This window comes from Pseudomaricurvus alkylphenolicus (assembly GCF_011683955.1).
GTDB lineage: Bacteria > Pseudomonadota > Gammaproteobacteria > Pseudomonadales > Cellvibrionaceae > Pseudomaricurvus > Pseudomaricurvus alkylphenolicus.
In genome coordinates this window covers 364,015-383,800 of record NZ_JAAQPI010000006.1, presented here as the reverse complement: position 1 = coordinate 383,800, position 19,786 = coordinate 364,015, and the positions used below count along the sequence as shown (strand labels likewise).

22 protein-coding genes are annotated in these 19,786 nt (G+C 48.9%); 4 read left to right on the top strand and 18 right to left on the bottom strand.

Annotation, left to right across the window (positions count from 1 at the left end):
- Positions 1 to 37: 37 nt before the first annotated feature.
- The 10 genes from HBA55_RS17735 to HBA55_RS17690 are packed head-to-tail and all read right to left on the bottom strand — an operon-like array spanning position 38 to position 8,397.
- Positions 38 to 1,762 (bottom strand): Na(+)/H(+) antiporter subunit D, encoded by a 1,725-nt coding sequence (locus HBA55_RS17735; protein WP_166994140.1) that lies wholly within the window; start codon positions 1,760 to 1,762, stop codon positions 38 to 40.
- Positions 1,752 to 2,006: a hypothetical protein gene (locus HBA55_RS17730; RefSeq protein ID WP_166994138.1), complete on the bottom strand. Its 255-nt coding sequence runs from the start codon at positions 2,004 to 2,006 to the stop codon at positions 1,752 to 1,754. The genes HBA55_RS17735 and HBA55_RS17730 overlap by 11 nt, the downstream gene beginning before the upstream one ends.
- Positions 2,007 to 3,521: a monovalent cation/H+ antiporter subunit D family protein gene (locus HBA55_RS17725; protein WP_166994136.1), complete on the bottom strand. Its 1,515-nt coding sequence runs from the start codon at positions 3,519 to 3,521 to the stop codon at positions 2,007 to 2,009.
- Complete coding sequence (locus tag HBA55_RS17720) at positions 3,518 to 5,041, bottom strand: monovalent cation/H+ antiporter subunit D family protein (protein WP_166994134.1); 1,524 nt, start codon at positions 5,039 to 5,041, stop codon at positions 3,518 to 3,520. Before HBA55_RS17720 ends, HBA55_RS17725 begins: the two co-directional genes overlap by 4 nt.
- Positions 5,041 to 5,397 carry a cation:proton antiporter subunit C gene (locus HBA55_RS17715; RefSeq protein WP_166994132.1) on the bottom strand — a complete coding sequence of 119 codons (357 nt, stop codon included), beginning with the start codon at positions 5,395 to 5,397 and terminating at the stop codon, positions 5,041 to 5,043. The genes HBA55_RS17720 and HBA55_RS17715 overlap by 1 nt, the downstream gene beginning before the upstream one ends.
- Positions 5,394 to 6,371: a DUF4040 domain-containing protein gene (locus HBA55_RS17710; protein WP_166994130.1), complete on the bottom strand. Its 978-nt coding sequence runs from the start codon at positions 6,369 to 6,371 to the stop codon at positions 5,394 to 5,396. Before HBA55_RS17710 ends, HBA55_RS17715 begins: the two co-directional genes overlap by 4 nt.
- Positions 6,368 to 6,697, bottom strand: coding sequence for a monovalent cation/H(+) antiporter subunit G (mnhG, locus tag HBA55_RS17705; RefSeq protein WP_338109423.1), 330 nt, complete (start codon positions 6,695 to 6,697; stop codon positions 6,368 to 6,370). Before mnhG ends, HBA55_RS17710 begins: the two co-directional genes overlap by 4 nt.
- Positions 6,697 to 6,996 (bottom strand): MrpF/PhaF family protein, encoded by a 300-nt coding sequence (locus HBA55_RS17700; RefSeq protein ID WP_166994128.1) that lies wholly within the window; start codon positions 6,994 to 6,996, stop codon positions 6,697 to 6,699. Before HBA55_RS17700 ends, mnhG begins: the two co-directional genes overlap by 1 nt.
- On the bottom strand, positions 6,996 to 7,499 hold the full coding sequence (locus HBA55_RS17695; protein ID WP_166994126.1) for a Na+/H+ antiporter subunit E: 504 nt from the start codon (positions 7,497 to 7,499) through the stop codon (positions 6,996 to 6,998). Before HBA55_RS17695 ends, HBA55_RS17700 begins: the two co-directional genes overlap by 1 nt.
- A 34-nt stretch (positions 7,500 to 7,533) precedes the next feature.
- A complete protein-coding gene (locus tag HBA55_RS17690; protein WP_166994124.1) occupies positions 7,534 to 8,397 on the bottom strand; it encodes a universal stress protein in 864 nt (287 codons plus the stop codon).
- A gap of 324 nt (positions 8,398 to 8,721) precedes the next feature.
- On the opposite strand from HBA55_RS17690, the gene HBA55_RS17685 reads away from it, so the two are divergent.
- From HBA55_RS17685 to puuE, 3 genes are all read left to right on the top strand, one after another.
- The gene (locus tag HBA55_RS17685) at positions 8,722 to 9,660 is read left to right on the top strand and encodes a hydrogen peroxide-inducible genes activator (protein WP_166994122.1); all 939 of its coding nucleotides are present in this window, start codon (positions 8,722 to 8,724) and stop codon (positions 9,658 to 9,660) included.
- A 488-nt stretch (positions 9,661 to 10,148) separates the two neighbouring features.
- Complete coding sequence (locus HBA55_RS17680) at positions 10,149 to 12,278, top strand: HD domain-containing phosphohydrolase (protein WP_166994120.1); 2,130 nt, start codon at positions 10,149 to 10,151, stop codon at positions 12,276 to 12,278.
- Positions 12,279 to 12,296: 18 nt separating this feature from the next.
- Complete coding sequence (gene puuE, locus HBA55_RS17675; RefSeq protein ID WP_166994118.1) at positions 12,297 to 13,202, top strand: allantoinase PuuE; 906 nt, start codon at positions 12,297 to 12,299, stop codon at positions 13,200 to 13,202.
- Here puuE and HBA55_RS17670 read toward each other — a convergent pair.
- The 3 genes from HBA55_RS17670 to HBA55_RS17660 form a co-directional block, all read right to left on the bottom strand.
- Positions 13,199 to 13,678 (bottom strand): hypothetical protein, encoded by a 480-nt coding sequence (locus HBA55_RS17670; protein ID WP_166994116.1) that lies wholly within the window; start codon positions 13,676 to 13,678, stop codon positions 13,199 to 13,201. The two genes, puuE and HBA55_RS17670, sit on opposite strands and share 4 nt — an antisense overlap.
- A gap of 111 nt (positions 13,679 to 13,789) precedes the next feature.
- A complete protein-coding gene (locus HBA55_RS17665) occupies positions 13,790 to 15,031 on the bottom strand; it encodes an ABC transporter permease (protein ID WP_166994114.1) in 1,242 nt (413 codons plus the stop codon).
- Positions 15,031 to 15,714, bottom strand: a complete 684-nt coding sequence (locus HBA55_RS17660; RefSeq protein WP_166994112.1) for an ABC transporter ATP-binding protein — start codon at positions 15,712 to 15,714, stop codon at positions 15,031 to 15,033. Before HBA55_RS17660 ends, HBA55_RS17665 begins: the two co-directional genes overlap by 1 nt.
- 100 nt (positions 15,715 to 15,814) lie before the next feature.
- Between HBA55_RS17660 and HBA55_RS17655 the strand changes: the two genes are divergently transcribed.
- Entirely contained in the window at positions 15,815 to 16,396 is a 582-nt protein-coding gene (locus HBA55_RS17655; protein WP_240946138.1) for a DUF3299 domain-containing protein, read from the top strand.
- Between the two features lie 4 nt (positions 16,397 to 16,400).
- Here the strand turns inward: HBA55_RS17655 and HBA55_RS17650 are convergent, their stop codons facing one another.
- The 5 genes from HBA55_RS17650 to zigA form a co-directional block, all read right to left on the bottom strand.
- The gene (locus HBA55_RS17650) at positions 16,401 to 16,862 is read right to left on the bottom strand and encodes a Fur family transcriptional regulator (RefSeq protein ID WP_166994108.1); all 462 of its coding nucleotides are present in this window, start codon (positions 16,860 to 16,862) and stop codon (positions 16,401 to 16,403) included.
- A gap of 5 nt (positions 16,863 to 16,867) precedes the next feature.
- Positions 16,868 to 17,473, bottom strand: coding sequence for a ZrgA family zinc uptake protein (locus HBA55_RS17645; RefSeq protein WP_166994106.1), 606 nt, complete (start codon positions 17,471 to 17,473; stop codon positions 16,868 to 16,870).
- An 80-nt stretch (positions 17,474 to 17,553) separates the two neighbouring features.
- Positions 17,554 to 17,991 carry a TraR/DksA family transcriptional regulator gene (locus HBA55_RS17640; RefSeq protein WP_166994104.1) on the bottom strand — a complete coding sequence of 146 codons (438 nt, stop codon included), beginning with the start codon at positions 17,989 to 17,991 and terminating at the stop codon, positions 17,554 to 17,556.
- 71 nt (positions 17,992 to 18,062) lie between these two features.
- Positions 18,063 to 18,512 carry a Fur family transcriptional regulator gene (locus HBA55_RS17635; RefSeq protein ID WP_166994102.1) on the bottom strand — a complete coding sequence of 150 codons (450 nt, stop codon included), beginning with the start codon at positions 18,510 to 18,512 and terminating at the stop codon, positions 18,063 to 18,065.
- 54 nt (positions 18,513 to 18,566) lie between these two features.
- Entirely contained in the window at positions 18,567 to 19,781 is a 1,215-nt protein-coding gene (zigA, locus tag HBA55_RS17630; RefSeq protein ID WP_166994100.1) for a zinc metallochaperone GTPase ZigA, read from the bottom strand.
- Positions 19,782 to 19,786: the final 5 nt, after the last annotated feature.

Sequence of the window (19,786 nt, the reverse complement as noted above, 5' to 3'; positions counted from 1 at the left end):
AGGTTTTCTGAGGCTTTTAGGCAGCCATCTACACAGGTCATATGTAATAAAGTATCAGGATGCCGGCAAGCAAAAAGGCGACCCAAAAGACCATGGTTTCTGTTGGCCAGAACTGTGCAAAATACCCTTTAGGTTGATTTTTTTCTTGGTCGTAAGAGTTGTTGATCACCCGCTTAATTCCCTCTTTGGCCAATTGTTCTGTCTTATTTATTGCCCCTGTAACCGAATAGTAAACAGGCACCATAAAAGCCGGTGCTAATTTTCGGTAAAGCCAGTCTGCATCCAGATTGGTGGAAGGTAGTTCTGGAGGATACATATTCTTCAGGTTTAACCAGACAAAGGCTAATGCAGAGAAGAATAATAACTGCAGTTGAGTCAGAACGTGCGTAACATCATATGGTTGATAGTCGGCATTCCAGGGCAATAGGGCGTAAACGGTTTGTGCCGGGAAGGCTCCGATGACGATACAAAGTACAGCAGCAATCCCCATGGCAATTAACATATTTTTAGGTGGTTCTGTGGTGCGGATACCAGAGTCATGGGCAAAAAATGCAAAATAGGGGATCTTGATGCCCGCGTGATGGAACACACCCGCTGCTGCGAATAACAGCGCCAACCAAACATAATCATACCCTTCGGCGACTGCCGCACTCATAACCATGGATTTGGATACAAAGCCGCTGAACAGTGGGAATGCCGATATGGATGCTGCCCCGACAATACAGAGAACGGTGGTTTTCGGCATGCTTTTGTATAAGCCGCCTAACTCAGAGCCGTTGATTTTGCCCGTCATGTGCAGAACTGCGCCCATGGTCATCATCAGCAGTCCTTTAAAAATAACATCGTTAAAGGCGTGGGCAACTGCGCCATTAAGCGCAAGTGAGGTACCGATACCAATACCAACCACCATAAAGCCAACCTGATTGATCATGCTGTAAGCCAATACCCGACGTAAGTCGTTTTCAATGACGGCATAAAAAATCGGGAAGCAGGCCATAGTCACACCAATCCACACCAGCAATTCGGTCCCCGGAAAGCCCCTTGCCAGCGCATAAACGGCAACTTTGGTAGTAAATGAAGCAAGAAAAACGGTACCTGTTGGTGTTGCTTCCGGATAAGCATCCGTCAGCCAGTTATGCACAAATGGAAACGCGCATTTGATGCCAAAAGCGAGGAAAATTAGCCAGGCGCCAAGATTTAGAATTCCTTCTTGTTTTAAGCCAATTTCACCAAACACCGCGCTACCTGTTTGAGAAATGAATATTAGCGTTCCTGCCAGCAGCAATACTCCAGATAGCACTTTAATCATGAAATAGCGCATTCCAGCGCCATAGGCGCGTTCAGTACGCCTGGCCCAGATTAATAACACTGAGGTTAACGCCAGTAATTCCCAGAATACAAATAACGTCAGTAAATCACCCGAAAATACTGCACCAACGGCGCAAGCCGCATAACTTAGCCCGGCTACATGCTGAACGGTATCTTTAATATGCAATGCATATACAATGGCGATAAAAGCCGCCAAATGGAAGAGGTAGCCAAACATTATGCTGAGTTTGTCTACCCGGACAGGCTCCAACTGATAGCCCATGAATTCCATGGCCCAGTAGATGCCGGGTTCCAGCCCGGATAGCTGCAACGCTCCCCAAACAGGCGCCAGCAGCATTATCGCACTGCGGATATGACCGCGAAGGAAAATGGCCGCCATTGAGCCGATTAACAATGGAAGAAATGGCGGTAATAGGGGCAGACTACTTATCATAGTAGTCTTCCCCTTTCATCAGGACTTTTCGCATCGCTTTGGCAATAAGTACAAGAAGTACGCAACCCCCAAATCCATACATTGCATAGAATGCCGGAATCTTCTCCCAGTCGTGATAGATGTGCCTGTGCACCAAAAAGTCAGTTGCTACCAGCAATGCGCATAGTATGTAGAACACCTTTAGTATCTTATGGATGTTTTCCGGCTTGTCGAAGAAATCCGTTTTGTTCTGCTCTTTATTCATTTAAGTCCCACCGTTGATATCGGTAGATACGCCAGGTATCAAGTTGACCAACTCAATAATGGGTTGGGGGTAAAAGAACAAGACCAAACACATTACTGAGGTTACGGTGATTGCAAGTAAACTTGGCCAGGGTGCTTCACTTGTTTCTGACCACGACCAGGATTGCGAGCGTTGATCAGCAGGCGTAAAAAACGCTCGTATAGGAATGGGTAGCAGGTAGGCGACGTTTAGCAGTGAACTGATGGTAAGCACCATCAAAATAATAAGCTTGTCTGCCTCTAAAGCACCAACAACCAAATACCATTTACTCCAGGTTCCTGCCATCGGAGGTAAACCGATAATACTCAGTGCGCCAATCGTAAAGGCAATCATCGTTAACGGCATTTTACGGCCGAGGCTAGCCATCTCACTGATATTCTTCTTGTGTGTTGTAACAAAAATGGAACCTGCGCAAAAGAATAAGGTAATTTTTCCGACTGCATGGGTCACTATGTGCAGGCTGGCTCCGGCAAAAGCGATTGAAGATGCCAGCAGCGCACCCACTACAATGTAGCTCAGCTGGCTCACTGTCGAGTAGGCTAATCGTGCTTTTAAATTGTCCTTAGTCATGGCGACAAAGGACGAAAATAAGACTGTAGCCGCACCGATATAAAGCATGACATCCGTTGTTGATATTTGACTTAAGTTATCAATACCAAAAATATAAATGACAATTTTAAGGATGCTGAATACGCCCGCCTTGACGACTGCAACTGCGTGTAACAAAGCACTTACAGGCGTTGGTGCCACCATGGCGGCAGGTAACCAGCGGTGAAACGGCATTAATGCCGCTTTACCTACCCCATAACAGAAGAGAACCAATAAGAGAGAAACCAAGCTGCTCGACTGTGCGTCAGTGAAAATCCCACCGGGAGTAAATTCTAAGGTGCCGGTACTAACCCAGGTGGCAAGTATCGCAAATAAAAGAAAGGCAATCGACGTGCTGAGCAGAATGCCGAGATATACTCGTCCACCACGTTTTGCATTTTTATTACCTGCATGAGTAACCAGAGGATATGTAGATAATGTCAGTAATTCGTAAAAGATAAATAGAGTTAACAGGTTCGAGGAAAAGCAGATGGCCATAACACTGCTTATCGCCAGCGCAAAACAGCAGTAGAAGCGGGTCTGGTTTTCTTCATTGTGACCACGCATATAACCGATGGCGTAAATTGTAGTAATAATCCATAAGAAGCTTGCTACCAAAGCAAACAAAACGCCTAAAGGCTCAACTGAGAATGCGATATTCAATCCAGGCAAAAAATCCACCCAGCTAGTCGCCATGTTGAGCTGGTTAAAAGTATTATCGGTAATACCCAGTACCAGCGTAAACAGTATTACCGCTGTGGCAATGGAGATGGATTCTCGAAGATTAGGGTTCTTACCCAAGAGCACCACGAGTGCAGCGCCTACCAGCGGGACAATAATCGTGAGATTAATCAGCTGTGAGGGTTCAAGAGCCGACCATATGTTCATTGAGTCGCCCCGCCCATATTGACCGAAAGAGCAGTAGCAGGGGAACTGGATGGCTGTGTTAACCATTGTGCTGCGGTATCTGCCGCGCCAACACTCATAGAGGTGTCAATACCGAAGTAGATATTGGCGAATACCAGTATCCACAAGGGAATTAACATCAGTAAGGGGGCTTCTTTATAGGTAGTGCCTTCTGCGGGATTTTTGAAATAAGCCGCTTCTAAAATCCTGCCAACATAAATGATTGCCAACAGTGAACCCGCCAGTACCAGAAATGCGACAGTCCATTCCTGCTGTTCCAGTGCCGCGGTTACCAAATACCATTTGCTCACGAATCCGGCGGTAAGAGGAACTCCGATAATACTCAGACCCGCAATGGTGAAAGCCGCCATTGTCAGGGGCATTTGTTTGCCTAAACCCTGAAACGCCTTGATATCCACAGAACCAGTACGTAGCAGTACTGCGCCAACTGCCATAAACAGCGCACCTTTCATTAACGCATGGTTAAAAATATGCAGTAAACCTGCCGTCAGCCCCAGGGTACTAACAAGACTGATGCCGAGAATCATATAGCCGATTTGAGCCACGCTACTGTATGCCAGTACGGTTTTTACGTTGCTTTGAACGGTCGCCATGAAAGAACATTTGAAGATGGCGACAATCGCCAGTACCAGTAAGATGGTATCCATACCCATGGTGTGGAAGACATATTCTGCACCGTAGATGGTAAATATAAAGCGCACCATCACATAAACAGCAACCTTTGTGGCTGTACTGGCCAAAAACGCGCTGACGGCCGATGGGGCGTGCGTGTAAGCAGGTGGTAACCACATGTGCAACGGAAACAGCGCCAATTTAATGCTGACACCCACCAGGATAAAAGCCAGGCCAGTATTGAGGGTGCGGCTGCTGTCGTATTCCGAAATCCGAGCCGCCAAATCCAGCATATTTAAGGTGCCCGTTTTCATATACATCATACCCACGCCAATGAGTATGAAGGTCGCGCCTATCGTTCCCATAATAAGATAACGGAAGGCGGCGGTCAGGCAGCGTTTGTCTGACGCGAGACTGACAAGCGTATAGGTAGCCAGAGAAGAGATTTCCAGAAATACAAACAGGTTAAATGCATCACCGGTACTCAAAATCCCCGACAATCCCGCCAAACAGAGTAGATGTGCGGTGTAGTAGAGGGTGTGTTGGCTGCTGTCAATTTCTTTGGCGATGCTTTCTTTTGCGTACACTAATACCAGTGATGAAATACCCGTTACCACGCAAAGAACCAAAGCGCTGGCGGCATCAACCCTAACTTCAATACCCCAGGGTGGCTCCCAGCCTCCCAAGGAGTAACTCAATACACCTTGATCCAACGTTGTCAGCATTAAGCCAATTGAAATACCAAAGCCGAGGGCGCTGATGAATGTGGCGAACAACCAGGCCAACTGACTTCTGCCGAGCAAAATACAAATAGGGGCAGCAATCAATGGAAGAATAATAGGCAAGACCGGAGAATGTTGTTCAAACATCAAATCAGATCATCCTTATCTTCGAACTCGTTCTCTTCAACGGTTCCGTAGGCTCGTTTGATTCTTACAATCAGCGCAAGACCTACGGACGTTGTTGCCACTCCAACGACTATCGCGGTAAGGATAAGAACGTGTGGCAATGGGTTTGAGTAACGGGTTATTCCATCTGCAACAATAGGGGCACTTCCTCCTGATACATTGCCGATGGATATATACAACATAAATACAGATGTCTGAAAAATGTTGAGCCCTACAATCTTTTTGACCAGGTTGTTTGCAGAGATAACGATATAAAATCCTGCCATCATTAAAAATACGACAATCCAGTAATTGTAATAATCGACAATAAAGCTCATTGAATGTTAGCCCGTTCAGCTTGACCGGCAAAGGCATAAAAGATACTGAGCATCGCTGCAAATACCGTCACTCCAACGCCGAGTTCGATGAGTATTATGCCAATATGTTGCCCCGCTACTGGATCGCTCGCCAACACATTGTAGTCGAGAAAATTGCCGCCAAGGAAAAAGCTGGCAAAGCCGGTGCCGGCATAAATTAATACACCTATTGCCGCAAGTGCCTTCAGTAAGGTTGGCTGTATGACATGGGTTGCCATCGGCAACCCAAACACCAGGGCATACAGAATAATCGCTGCTGCAGCAATGACACCCGCCTGAAATCCGCCTCCAGGTCCATAGTCACCGTGGAACTGAACATAGAGGGCAAACAATAGGGTTAATGGGACGATAAGTTTGGCCACAACTCTCAGAACCAAGTGCGATTTCAATCCGGATTCAATGGCTGCCTTTTCGTGTTTGGGCAACCCCAATAAGCTTAATACGCCAATTGCTGCTGCAAACACAACTGCAGTTTCGCCTAATGTATCGAACCCCCGATAGCTGGCTAAAACTGAGGTAACCATATTAGGCAAACCAATTTCTTGCGGTGAATCCTGAATATAGCGGGGCGCTACGTGCTGCTGGGCAGGGTTGTCGGGATCGCCGAAAGGTGGCATATCCAAAGTGCCGTAAATAAGAGCAGCGCCTGTAATGACTACCACTAATAGTGGGAGAAATGTTGTGTGATTATTCGTTTTTTCCTTACGTCCAGTCAGTGCTAATGTGCCCAGCATAAGAACTGTTGAAATACCCGCACCCACTGACGCTTCCGTAAACGCCACATCAACTGCATCAAGGTTAACGAAGATCAATGCAGACAGAAAACTATATATACCGAACAGCATGACTACTGCAAAAAGATCTTTTAGGAAGATGATCCTCAATGCAGTGATAGCAAGCATGCCGAGTAGCACCAGGTCTATTAACTCTGTCATGAACTGCAGTCCTCTTTTTTCGTTGCCCGGATTTCCGGTAACGTCAACAGCCCTCCATGTCTCGCTGATTTCGCCAGTGCATGTGATGCAGTTGGACTCGTGAATAGTAAGAAAACCAGTATCAACAGCAGCTTGACAGTTACCAAATCAAAGTCTGTACGCAGTATTAAGCCAAAGATTATCAGTATGGTAGCGATAGAATCCGTTACGCTGGCGGCGTGAACTCGGGTAAAAAAATCGGGGAATCTGAATAAACCAATTGCGCCCGTAAGGCTGAAAAAAGCGCCCAAAATAAGCAGGATTGTACTAATGGACTCTAAAATCACTATAACTGCTCTTGTTTGGTTGAATTTATTTTCAGAGCGTCATCTGTAGCTGTGTATTCAAAAAAGCGCAGTACAGCGATCATGCCGATAAAGTTGATCAGCGCATAGACAATGGCTATATCCAGAAAATCCGGACGACCGCCAAGAAAACCTATCACAGCAATAAACAGCGAGGTTTTGGTTCCAAACATATTAACGCCCAGAATTCGGTCGTAGACTGTGTCTGCTTTTAGCGCCCTGGCTAATGCCAGTGCCATAACGGCGAGTATTGCGATGCCAGTCGCTGTCAGTATCAACATTAGTTTTTCGCTACGGGTACAGTTGCGATTTTCTTGGCCATCTTGCCTGCTCGCAGAACGTCTAAAGATTTTTCATTGAGCGCGTGGATGGTGACGTGATCATCATCAACATCTACACTCAGTGTTCCTGGCGTCAGGGTGATAGAGTTGGCATAAAGCACTCGTTTTCTTCCTGTGGAACTAGTCACTGGTAATTTTTCTATGGCCGGAGACAGGTTTTTGCTATTTCCCCAGATGAGTTTAGTAACCTCTATGCTTGACAGTACTATTTGTCCCATAAGCCAGGAGGAATAGCGAAAAAAAGCGAAGCTTAAAGGAAGCTTTTGGGGTTGTTTGTCTATGTTGTCCATGTGCCGCAAAAGTAATACCACCAGCGCCACGGATGCTACACCAAAGCAAAGCAGCAGCGGTTTCAAATACCCGGACAGCAGTAGCCAGAATGCAGCTAATGCCAGAATCCAGCTTGCAAAGTAAACAGTTTTCTTTCCGCTCTTTGTCGTCACTAAAAGTCCCTCTTTAAGTTAAACGTATATCAAGCTATTTCTTGCTTTCAATAATTAGCGAATCTGTTCTTAAGTTATGCATCACTTTCTCAGCAGTATTGGATTTTAAAACGCGCTTCAAACCTCTTCTTCCCATGCTTCCCATGATGACGAGTTCAGCTTTTAGCTTATTTGCGCATTGAGGAATCGTCTGTTCCGGCGCTCCTGCAACAATATGTACTTTGGCTTTTGACAGGTCATGTTCTTTGAGCAGAACGGAAACCTGTTCCTCGCCTTCTGCACGGTGAGATCGTGCATGTTCCTTTATGTCGATAATGTCGAGTTCTTTTAAAACGTTAGAAACAGGAAGGTTGTAAACTATGTGCAGTTCGCAATCGAAAGTTTGTGTCCATTTCTTGGCCCATTTGAGTATGTCGTTATTTAATTCGCAATGGACTTCATCTTTTGCGGTGGGATTCAATGCCGCCAGGACCGTATGTTTGCTGTGCCAATGTTGCTGGCTGGCAATGAGTACAGGAGTTTGCAGGCTGCGTATTAACTCCCAGTCACAGGGGGTATGGAACAGGCTTTCTGAGCGATGGCCTGCTTTTACGATAAAATCAAAGTCTTTGTCTTTACAGTAGTTTGTGACCCATTGTGCGATGTCATCGGTAGCGACAACTTGGCTACTGATCCGGTCCTTGTTTTCATAATCGGCAAAGATTTCATCCAGAGAAGTTCTCAATATTTCTGATTGCTGATTAAGGTTGATATCTTCCGAGTCACTGGTCCCTCCGGCTTTTATAAAACGTACTACATCTATTTTATCGCCCAACGGGATTGCAATGTCGTGTGCCTTCCTTAATGAACAATGATCTGTTTCACGTATATCGGAGATCACTAAAATTGATTTAACCATAGCTAGTCCTGATATTAAGTATCAACATTGATTCTTGATAATATTTATGCAGCCAAATAAACATCCGAATTTAAGTCTTAGGTGCCTCTCACGTACCCGAGGGCTCATTTTTACCTTTCCTACCCACCTTTCATATCAGGAGCCGCTGAAAGCGTATCCATGGGCAGCGCACCATTCTCATCACCTCTTCAAGCGTTCTAGTCTAAATAATAGGCCACTATGCGCCTTTAAGACTGATAGCCCTATAGAAATCTATAAGTTTTGGTGATAGTATTTTACTATCACGCATATGATCACGGCACCCTCTCAATCGGACATGGCTCTATGGCCCAGAAAATGCCAACGGTTAAACAGCTGAAGTACTTCGTCTGCGTGGCGGAATTCGGCACTTTCCGCGGTGCAGCCGAACGCCTGGGTATCAGTCAGCCGACATTAACGGCACAGATCTACAGTTTGGAAAAGGCCCTGCAACTCACCCTGCTGGAGCGCAGTCGCAGTGGCACCGAGTTAACACCAGCCGGCCGTGAGTTACTCCCTAATGCCCGTCAGGTCATGGAGGAAATGCATGGCCTCTTGGACCAAGCTGCGTTAATCAATCAAGGGCCTTCAGGAACATTCCGTATCGGCGTATCACCGACAGTTGGACCATATCTGCTACCGCATATCCTCCCTGGGCTGCATCAGACTTACTCATCTCTCAAACTTTATGTCCGGGAAAATATGCCAAAAACACTTGAGTTGGATCTGTTGGAAGGTCGGCTGGATCTTGTGTTGATACCACTGCCTTTTGGTACCTCGCGTTTGACCTCCGAGGTATTATTCCATGAGCCTCTGCATCTGGTTGTTCCAGAAGGGCATCAGTTGGGTAAGTTAAAGCAGATTAAGGCCGAGCACCTGCGAGAGCAGAACATACTCACGTTAGAAAGTCAGCACAGCAGTTACCATCGGGTAGAAGCCGTGTGTGAAGAGCTGGGTGCGAATATTGCCCGTGATTACGAAGGTACCAGTCTGGATGCCCTCAGGCAGATGGTCATGATGGGGGTAGGGGTGGCCTTTCTGCCGTCGCTCTATATTCATTCCGAGATCCATCAGCCGCAGGGATTGAGTGTCAGTCAGATAGAAGAACTACAACTGCATCGCACCCATGTATTGGCGTGGAGGAAAAATTCACCAAATAGAAGCTTTTATCGGCAGCTGGTCGAATTGATTCGTTCCCTGGTGAAAGCGAATTTGAGTGATGCCCAGTTGTTTTTTGATGATTAAGCTGTTTTGACTTTGACGATATCCGTCATATTGCGCTTGCTGGCGAGACCTTCCCAGCCTTAGGCGATCTCGGCGTGTAGCTCCTGGTCAGCCCGATGACGTTAGACCTCGCGCAGCTTTTGCCTGGGCTGAACGAACAGCCATTAATAGGGAGTATCTCTTCGAGCTCTCTATTTGGCTGTAACTTTTGGTTGTCGCTGCAAAGCGGATGATTGATCGATTTCTCCGTGAGTGTTACGTTATAACATCGAAGATCTTATGCTTGTCCAATTAATGAACAAAGCTCTGGTCGATAATTGACGGACTCACTCTCTCGACAGCGCATCATAGCCAAGGATAACCATTCAGTGGTGGCGATGAGGCAAGTCTTGCCGGCACTATCTCGCCGAATTCTGGGTTCTAGGTCGTCTCATTGGAAAGGTCGCATTACTAAGGCAGAAGGTACTAATATAGTAAGGATTGATGCTCTTGATTAAGGTTCCAATCTAATGCCTGAAGCCACTACTGATGTAGATTTATACCGCCGCCTCCTGGAGCGGGCTGTAAAGCTCTTTGCCGAGCAGGACGTATCCCGACTGTGCGAAGCCATTCTGGCCGAGGCCCAGAGCCTGACTGGCGCCGATGGCGGCACCCTCTACCTGATGAGGGCCAGGGAGGAGGGGCAGCTTCTGGAGTTTGCGATCCTGCGTAACGACTCCCTTGGCATGTGGCAGGGCGGTACCAGCGGTAATCTGATCGATATCGAACCTCTGCCGCTTTGGGATATGCATGGCCGTGTCGACCATCACCACATTGCCGCCCATGCGGTTTTTTCCCGCCAGGTGGTCAGTGTTGACGATGCCTATCAGGCAAAGGGCTACGACTTCAGCGGTGCCAGGCATTTTGATGAACAGCACAACTATCGTACTCAATCCGTGCTGGCTATTCCGCTGATTGCTGAGACGGGTGCGGTTGTCGGGGTTATTCAGTTGATCAACGCCCGTGATGATCAGGCAGCGGTTGCCGCGTTTGACAAAAACCACATAACCGCGCTGGAGATACTCTGTCGGTTTGCGTCAGTGGCCCTGAGCAAGCAACTGGTCGCCGGAGAGCAAAAGGCGATCTTGACCGAGCTGAGTGCCGAGCCGAATACGGAGCGCATGCTGGAAAGAATCCTCGAAGAAGCGCAGGCGATGACTTACGCCGATGCCGGTACCCTGTATCTGCTTGAGGAGGACGAGGATGAGAATGCAAGCCTGAGTTTTGCGTTGATGCGCAATAAGTCGCTGAACATCTATCGTGGGGGGTCGTCGGGTGAGAAGGCCAATTTGCCACCGATCATGTTAAAGATTGACGGCGAAGATAATTTCCGCAATGTGGCGAGCTACAGCGCCATCACCAAGAAAGTGGTCAACATTGCCGATGCCTACACGGAGCCGAAATTCGACTTTTCCGGTACTAAAACATTCGACGAGAAGATGGGCTACCGCTCGCAATCGTTTCTGACGCTGCCGTTGCTGAACCATGACGATGAAGTCATTGGTGTGCTGCAGCTGCTGAATGCGCGCGACCCTCTTTCTGACAAGGTCATCCCTTTTGATGCGCGAATCGTCCCCATTGTAAAGGGGTTGGCAACCTACGCCGCCATTGCGTTGAATAATCGTTTGCTGGTGCGTGACTTAAAGTCGCTGCTGGATGCCTTTATCAAATGTATTGCTCAGGCGATTGACGCAAAGTCGCCTCATACTTCCGGCCACTGCCAGCGAGTGCCTCTGCTGACGGAGATGATCGCAGACGCCGCCTGCCAGGATACCGGTACCTTTGCGGACTTTGGATTCAATGATGATGAGTGGTACGAGTTGCGGGTCGCTGCCTGGATGCATGACTGCGGCAAATTGTCGACGCCCGATTCGGTGCTGGATAAATCAACCAAGTTGCATCTAATGACGGACCGCATCAACGACATTGCAACCCGTTTTGCAGCGAAGAAGTCTCAGATTTTGCTCGCCGCCAATGGCGCAGATGTCAGTGCGGTAATCAGCCAGCTTGAGCAGGACCTGGCCTTTATTGAAACCGCCAATAAGGGCGGAGAGTTTATGGCTGAGGAATCAAAGGCCAGGGTCAAAGAGATTGCTGCACAGACGTTCGAAGATGCCTTTGGCAATCAGCGCCCCATGCTGACGGAGGAAGAAGTCTACAACCTGTGCATCGAACGCGGCACCCTGACCCACGAAGAGCGACAGGTGATTAACAACCATATGCAGGTGACCATTGATATGCTGGAGTCGCTGCCGTTCCCGAAAAAGCTGCGCCGGGTTCCGGAGTATGCCGGTGGACATCACGAGAAAATGGATGGCAGCGGATTTCCGAAAGGCCTAACGCGCGATGAAATGAGTATTCCGGCTCGCATGATGGCGATTGCCGACATCTTTGAAGCGTTGACGGCAAAGGATCGCCCCTACAAGGATCCGATGAAAATCTCCCAGGCTCTTTCGATTTTGAACAATATGCAGAAGGGCGATCACATAGATCCGGATCTCTATCGTTTATTTGTCGAGAAGCGTGTTTGGGAGAACTACGCCAAGCAGGTATTGATGCCCGAACAATTGGACGTGGATGACGTTGCAAATTGGTTATAGAAGTAGAGTAGACGTTTTATGAATAAACCTTATCCCAGAGACCTTATTGGCTATGGTGCCGATGTACCCCATGCGGCCTGGCCTGGTGGCGCCAAAATCGCATTGCAGTTTGTCATCAACTATGAAGAGGGCGGCGAAAACTGTGTGCTCCATGGTGACCGGGCCTCTGAACAGTTCCTGTCGGAAATCGTGGGTGCTGCGGCCTTCGAGGCCCGCCATCAAAGCATGGAAACCCTCTACGAATATGGCAGCCGGGCAGGCTTTTGGCGGTTGCATCGGCTGTTCACCAGTGAACAGGTACCCGTCACTGTATTTGGGGTGGCCATGGCCATGGAGAGAAACCCCGCAGCCGTAGACGCAATGCTGGAGGCTGATTGGGAAATCTGTTCACACGGTTACCGCTGGATCAGCTATCAGGACGTGCCGATTGATATCGAGCGCGAGCATATGCAAAAGGCCATCGATATCCAGACCCGCCTGACAGGGCAGCGGCCGTTGGGGTGGTACACGGGCAGAACCAGCCCCAATACTCTGGCCCTGGTCGCGGAGGAGGGTGGGTTTCTCTATTGTGCCGACAGCTATGCTGACGACCTTCCCTACTGGGACAATCACTATTCAAAACCCTTGCTTATGGTGCCTTACACGCTGGATACCAATGACATGCGATTCGCCACCCCGCAGGGGTTTAATAGTGGTGATCAGTTTTTCAGTTATCTGAAAGACGCGTTTGATGTTTTATACCAAGAGGGCGAGGTTGCTCCCAAGATGCTTTCTATCGGCATTCACTGTCGACTGCTGGGGCGTCCTGCCAGGCTGGCGGCCCTGAAGCGTTTTATTCACTATGCCAAAAGCCACGACGCTGTGTGGTTCGCCAAACGAGAGGCTATCGCTCAACACTGGGCCAATCGCTTTCCATTTTCCTAGCGCGCGCTCACCTGAGTGCCTTCGGTGGGTGAGACTCGTTGCGTGCGAACGTAAATCACGCTCGAGCGGTTGACGACCTCGCCGTTATGAGTGCCGGTTACTTTCAGGTTGATGGAATTGTAATTTCCCTGGTTATGGGTATAGCGGACCTTGATAGCGCCCTCATAATCCTTCAGCACCAGAGACTTGTCCTGCAGCTGAATACCTCCGGTGCTGGTAAATGCTATGGTCACACCTTCGGAGAGCTTGGGGCGCTTGTATTCCACAACGACTTCATGTTCTTCGCCAGGGGCGACTTTCGTCATTGGCGGGTGTTTCAGTTTGAAAACCGGCTCAATAGAAGATCTCCCGGCCAATGTGCTTCTGTCCAGCAGGCTGGACCGATCAAAGCCATAGAAGTGTCCGGCACAGGCGCTGGCCTGTTGCGTCAGGAGCAAGAAGGCGAAGGCCAGATAGGTAGCTGGAATTTTCTTCATTATCACGGATCCTGCAAATATGTCTTTGGGTGCGTTAGCACTCTAAGCTATGGTTGGTGTATCGTCCAATAGTCTCGGGATCTAAGGGACGGAGTTGATAGATAGTGCTTTTCACAGGCTGGCCTTGGCATTGCGGTAAGCGCTGAACGAAGGGATCATCGCCGCGATAATGGTTGCGCCAATGATCAACAGCAAAAACACGGTGTTGTCGCCAGAGAAAATATTGGTGCCTATATGCAAACCAAAGCTGGAGGCCAGGAAATCACCTGCGGTGAGCAAACAGATGTACAAACCTGACAAGCCTAAAATAATGCTGGTAAGCGCAATCAGGATGGCTTCCAGTTCAATAAGCAAAAACAGGTACAAGGGCGGTGCGCCAATTACCCGGAGCAGATGGATTTCATGCTCGCGTTCTCGAATGGAGGCCAGCATCATCGCGCTCAAACCCAGCAGGGCAGCGATCAGGATCAGGCCGGCGATAAGGCGCAGCGTGTTTTCCAGCAACCCCATCATCTGCCAAAGCTCCGACAGGGCGACACCCGGCAAGATAGCCGAAAGCGGCTCTCTGGCGTAGTTGTTAATGTCGCGTTGCACTCGAAAAGTTGCCATTCTGGAGCTTAAGCCCAGCATAAACGCGGTGATACTCTCGGGCTCCAGTGCCTGCGGATTCAGCTGTTCGCGGTCAACCCTGCGCCCGGGCAATTTAACCCCTTGTTGCCAGTTGAGGTGTATGGCTTCAATGCCCTGCAGGCTGACATGCAGGGTTTGATCCACGGGCGTACCTGTGGTTTCCAATATTCCCACAACCTTGAATGGCATATCGTCATGGAGGCTAAAGCTGGTTTTGGCGATACCGTGGGCCAACACCAGAGGATCTCCCAGGGTATAGCCCAGTTTTCTGGCGACCTCCGAGCCGAGCACGACATCGAAAATACCACTGAACTGCTGGCCGGCAGAGAATTCGAGCTGGCGTTTTTGGCCGTAGCGAAAGTGCTTGAAGTAGTCGCTGGTGGTGCCCATAACCCGGTAACCCTTATGCGAGTCACCCAGGGCAATTGGCACGGACCATGCCACCTTTGAGTTCGAAGCCACCGCTTGGTAGGTCTCCCAGCCAATATTGTTGGTGGGAGAGCCAATGCGGAAAACGGAATAGAGAAGGAGGTTAAGGCTTCCGGTTCTGGCGCCGACGATAAGATCAACACCGGAAACGGTGCTGTTAAAACTGTCCTTGGTTTGGTGCCTGATGTGCTCGACCCCCAACAAAACAAAAATGCTGACACTCATGGCCATCAGGGTCAGCAGTACAGAGCCCTTGCGGTTCAGCAGGCTTTTTGAGGCGAGTCGGATAAACATTAGCGGGAAGCTCCCGCTGAGTTAATTTCAGATAATGGCGCAATGCGATCAAAATAATGCGACAAAGACATATCGTGGCTGACAAAAAGCAGGGTAATCCGGTGTTCCTTGGCGAGGGACATAAGCTTCGTCATAAAATTATCGCGGTTATCCGGATCCAGTGAGGAGGTTGGCTCGTCAGCGATCAGAAGTTCCGGCTTGTTGATCATGGCACGCGTAATGGCGATGCGTTGTTGTTGTCCAATACTCAGCCGGGCTACCGGCTTTTGCCATTCGGAGGGCGGAATATTGAATGTCGCCAGCAAGGTCTCAATCCGGTTGTCGACGTCAGAGGCTATGGTCTTACCCCCCGAAAACCGGTTCGCGAGACGAATATTGTCGATAGGGTTAAGATAAGGGATAAGGTTAAACTGTTGGAAAATATAGCCAATGTGATTTGCCCTGAACTTATCCCGCTGGCGGTTGCTCAACTGGTCCAGGCGCTGGCCCAGTACGGATACTTCTCCCTGTGTTGCTCTTAACATACCGCTGAGAAGATTGAGCAGGGTCGACTTCCCGCTACCGGAGGGGCCGTGTATAAACACATGTTCCTGTTCGGGTACAGACCAGTTTTTGATGCAGAGCACAGTTTTGTTCGGGGCCTCGGGATAACAGAAGTGGACGTCTTTGAGTTGAATTGCCATTGAGATTTCTGCGTAAAAGCCCCTGAAAAATGATTTGCCATCGAAAAATGATATATAGTATCATTTTGAGTCCTTAGGTCCAGCCCCATCGGTGACAAACTTGCGTCCGAAGCCCCTGTTACAGTTTTTCGTTTTATTACCGTTCCTTATCGGCTTATGCTTCACTGGGAGCGTTGTGGCCCAGGCTTCAGCTCAATTTAAAACGATTGAATGGCCGGACCTCATTCCACAAGAAGATCTGGACGCGCTGCTTAACCCTCCTGAATATATCACTGAGGTTCAGGATGGTTCCGCAGAGGATCAAATCAGCAGCCAAATTAAAAACACAATTTCGGCTGCAACCAATGATCGCTACCAGCAGGCTCTGGTTTCCACCAGGATCAAGCCAGAATTGGATGGGCAGCCAGTTCGGATTCCCGGCTATATTGTCCCTCTGGAATTCAATGATGATCAGGTGATCACCGATTTCTTTCTGGTGCCGTTCTTCGGGGCCTGTATTCACGTTCCGCCACCACCGCCAAATCAGGTTATCTACGTGAATTACCCGAAAGGGTTAAAGCTTGATGCGCTGTTTGATCCCTTTTGGATTTCGGGGATTCTAAAAACGTCACTTATCGAAAACGATATGGCGACGGCGGCCTACGCTATAGAGATGCAAAGTTACGAAGTCTATGCTGAGTAGTGCTTCAACTGGCTTTGTCCATGCATTGTTGGCATAAACAGCTGAGTTCCAATTGGGGGCTCATCAGGTGAAAGTCGGCATCTTTGATGTGTCGATCAAGGGTGTCGATGACAGCTTTGTCCACTGCAATTTCTTTGACCCGTTGACAGTTTCCACAGATCAGAAACTGGGGTACCTCATGCTTGTGAGTACAAGTGATGTGTGAGCAGGCGATGAATTTATTGATCAGCTTTAGCTTGTGGATGAGATGCTCTTCTTCCAGGAAGCTGAGGATACGATACACGGACATGGGCGGGAGCGCTTCACCAAATTCATCTTTGCAGTAATCTGCCAGCTCGTAAGCAGACATGGCTTTACCCGATTGCAGTAACCCTGTTAATACGCGTTTGCGCTTCTGCGTCAGGCGAGCTCCATGTGCTCTGCAATTGTTCTCTGCATGGTTGATGATGGCTTGTATGCTTGCCATAGGGGTTACCTTAGTCGAACAAATTTGGCTTCTCCGGTCAGCTCAACGGCTCCCTGACCACTATCTGTGAGCCACATGATCTTCAGGTTTTCAATGGCAGGGAAGTAATCATGCAGATTGACTGTGATGCCGCTTATGTCTGCGCCGCTCTTGCACTGATAGTGGTAAACGGCTGATAACTCGCTGTGCGAATCTTCCTCGTCATCGTGATGTTCATGGTCGCCATCGCCGGCGTGGTGCTTTTCATGTGTATCGTGTGCCTGATCCGGCTCGATGATCGCCGACATATCAATGCTGGCCTTCTGCAGGTAGCATGAACTGCCTGTGAAGGAGAACAATCTCTCCGCCGAATTCAGCGCGGCTTGGGCTTTCGTGGCAGCGTTAACCTGTTCTGGGGAGGTAGCCCGGTGCTCAAAGCCGACAATATTGGCGGCCGGTGACTCCAGGCTGATCTCGAGTGAATCAGCTTCGATCGCAAGCGTCAATTCTGCGGATCCATGCAGATGAGCCTCATGCTGTTTGTGACCATGATCGGAAGCGGCCTTGGCCTGAAGCGCGAGACTTGCAATGGACAAAAGCAGGATGTTCGGATATCGGAAGAAGAGTTTCATAACTGGGGTGAAAACTCGGCGTGACGGCTACAAAGTTTATCATGCTAATGCTTCAGGAGCATGTCAAGCGAAGAAGCTCTCTAGCCTTTATAGTGATGCTCTTTCATTTCCTTAATGGCTTTCACTTCTGCACAGTATTCCGCTGTCGGCCTGGCCAGCAATCTCGGAATGCCGATGGGAACACCGGATTCCAAGCAATACCCAAACTCCTCATCGTGGATACGTTCCAGCGCCTGCTTGATTTTCGGTAATAGCTTTTGTTCGCGATCAGCAATTCTAAGGGCGAGGCTGGACTGTTCTTCCCAGGCGGCGCGATCACCGTCATCACTGGCATCGAACGACCGCATCATTTGCTGTTTGGCTTCGCGGATGCGAACCAGTGTGGATTCATGTAGCTCCAGCAGCAGATTTCTAAAAAACGCCAGCTGCGCTTCGTTCATATAGTCTTGTTCCGGTGCTGTGAGAATCAGCTCCCTGGTGAGTGGTGCTGGCTCCTGGCCGGATGTCTGCACATTCATAATCTTCAAACTTCGGTTAAAAATTGTGGGTTTACATGTTTTTCCCGCAACATTTCTTGATTTTTTCTGACTTATCTGCAATCTTCGCAAATACAGTTTATTTCGATTTGCGGGTTTTCGAGAAAAAAACCAGCGCTTTCTACATTTTCCTGAAGCTCTTTGACCATTGATTTGCTGATAATAACTTCTTCAACTTTCTGACATCGGCAACAAATCAAAAACTGAGAGACAGAGTGGCTGTGATCGCAGGTAATATGTTCGCAGGCGACATACTTATTGTGTAGATTTAACTTGTGTACCAATTGCTCGCGTTCAAGAAAGTCCAGTACTCGGTATATGGTCATGGCGGGCAGGGTTTCTCCCAGCTCGACCTTGCAGAATTCGATGAGTTCATAGGCAGACAAAGGCTTTTCGGACCTAAGTAAACCGGAGAGCACCAGTTTTCTTTTGTCAGTTAGTCGAGATCCACGGTTCTTACACTGTTTTTCAGCATAGTCGACTGTTTCGTTAACGTTTGTCATTTCGCTCGTTTGTTCATTCCATTGGTGGCGCGTGAATCCCTGGATATCTGAAGGTTATGCGCCCTGTTGCCATTCGGGAAACGGGTCGCTCAATGTGGCCCAGTATTCCTTGCCACGAAGTACTTCATCTTCGCTCAGCAAGCAATCATCAAGTGCCTGCGTGACTTTGGTTTGATCCAGCCCCTGACCAATAAACACCAGTTCCTGGCGCATATCCCCAAAGGGTTCGACCCATTGTTTCTCAATCGACGCGAGATACTCTTCGTCGGTGGGCCATTGTTGTTTCGGTACGGCCTTCCAGAACATGCCCCCAAAACCATAGTGTGCAATACCACCGGCCTGGCTCCACTGGCCGGCAAATTCCGGGCGGGTTGCCAACCAAAAATAACCTTTTGAACGAATTAATTTTCCGTATTTTTCGGTGCCGTGCAGGAACTGGTAGAATTTTTCCGGATGGAATGGGCGTCGGGCGATGTAACTGAAGCTGCCAATATTGTATTCCTCCGTTTCGGGAACGTGCTCACCCCGCATTTCCTTCAGCCAGCCCGGCGCTTGCTGAGCGCGTTCGAAATCGAAAAGCCCGGTGTTCAGTACGGCATCAATATCCACTTTTCCCTGGGTGATGGGAATGATTCGGGCATCCGTATTCAGTGTTCTTAAAATGGCGGTCAGGCGTTCGACATCCTCAGGTGCAGCCAGATCGGTCTTGCTGATAAGAATCACATCGGCGAATTCCACCTGGTCCACCAGTAAATCCGCCACACTGCGTTCGTCATCTTCGCCCAGGGATTCACCCACTTCCGTCAGGTACTTTGCCTCTTCGTAGTTCTTGAGGAAGTTGATGGCATCAACCACGGTCACCATGGTATCCAGGTCGGCCACATCCGACAGAGAAACCCCATCTTCATCCGCAAAGGTGAACGTCTCAGCCACTGGCAAAGGCTCGGATATACCGGTGGATTCAATCACGAGGTAGTCAAAACGTCCTTCCCGGGCAAGCTTGGTGACTTCCTCCAGCAAATCCTCTCGCAAGGTGCAGCAGATGCAGCCATTACTCATCTCCACCAGCTTCTCTTCGCTCCGGTTCAGCGATACGTCGTTCTGGATGATGGCCGAATCGATATTGATTTCGCTCATGTCGTTGACAATAACCGCGACTTTCTTGCCCTGTCGGTTGTTCAGAATATGGCTGAGTACCGTGGTTTTACCGGCGCCGAGAAAACCGGAAAGTACAGTGACGGGGAGTTTGCTATTGGTATTGGCTTTCATAAATC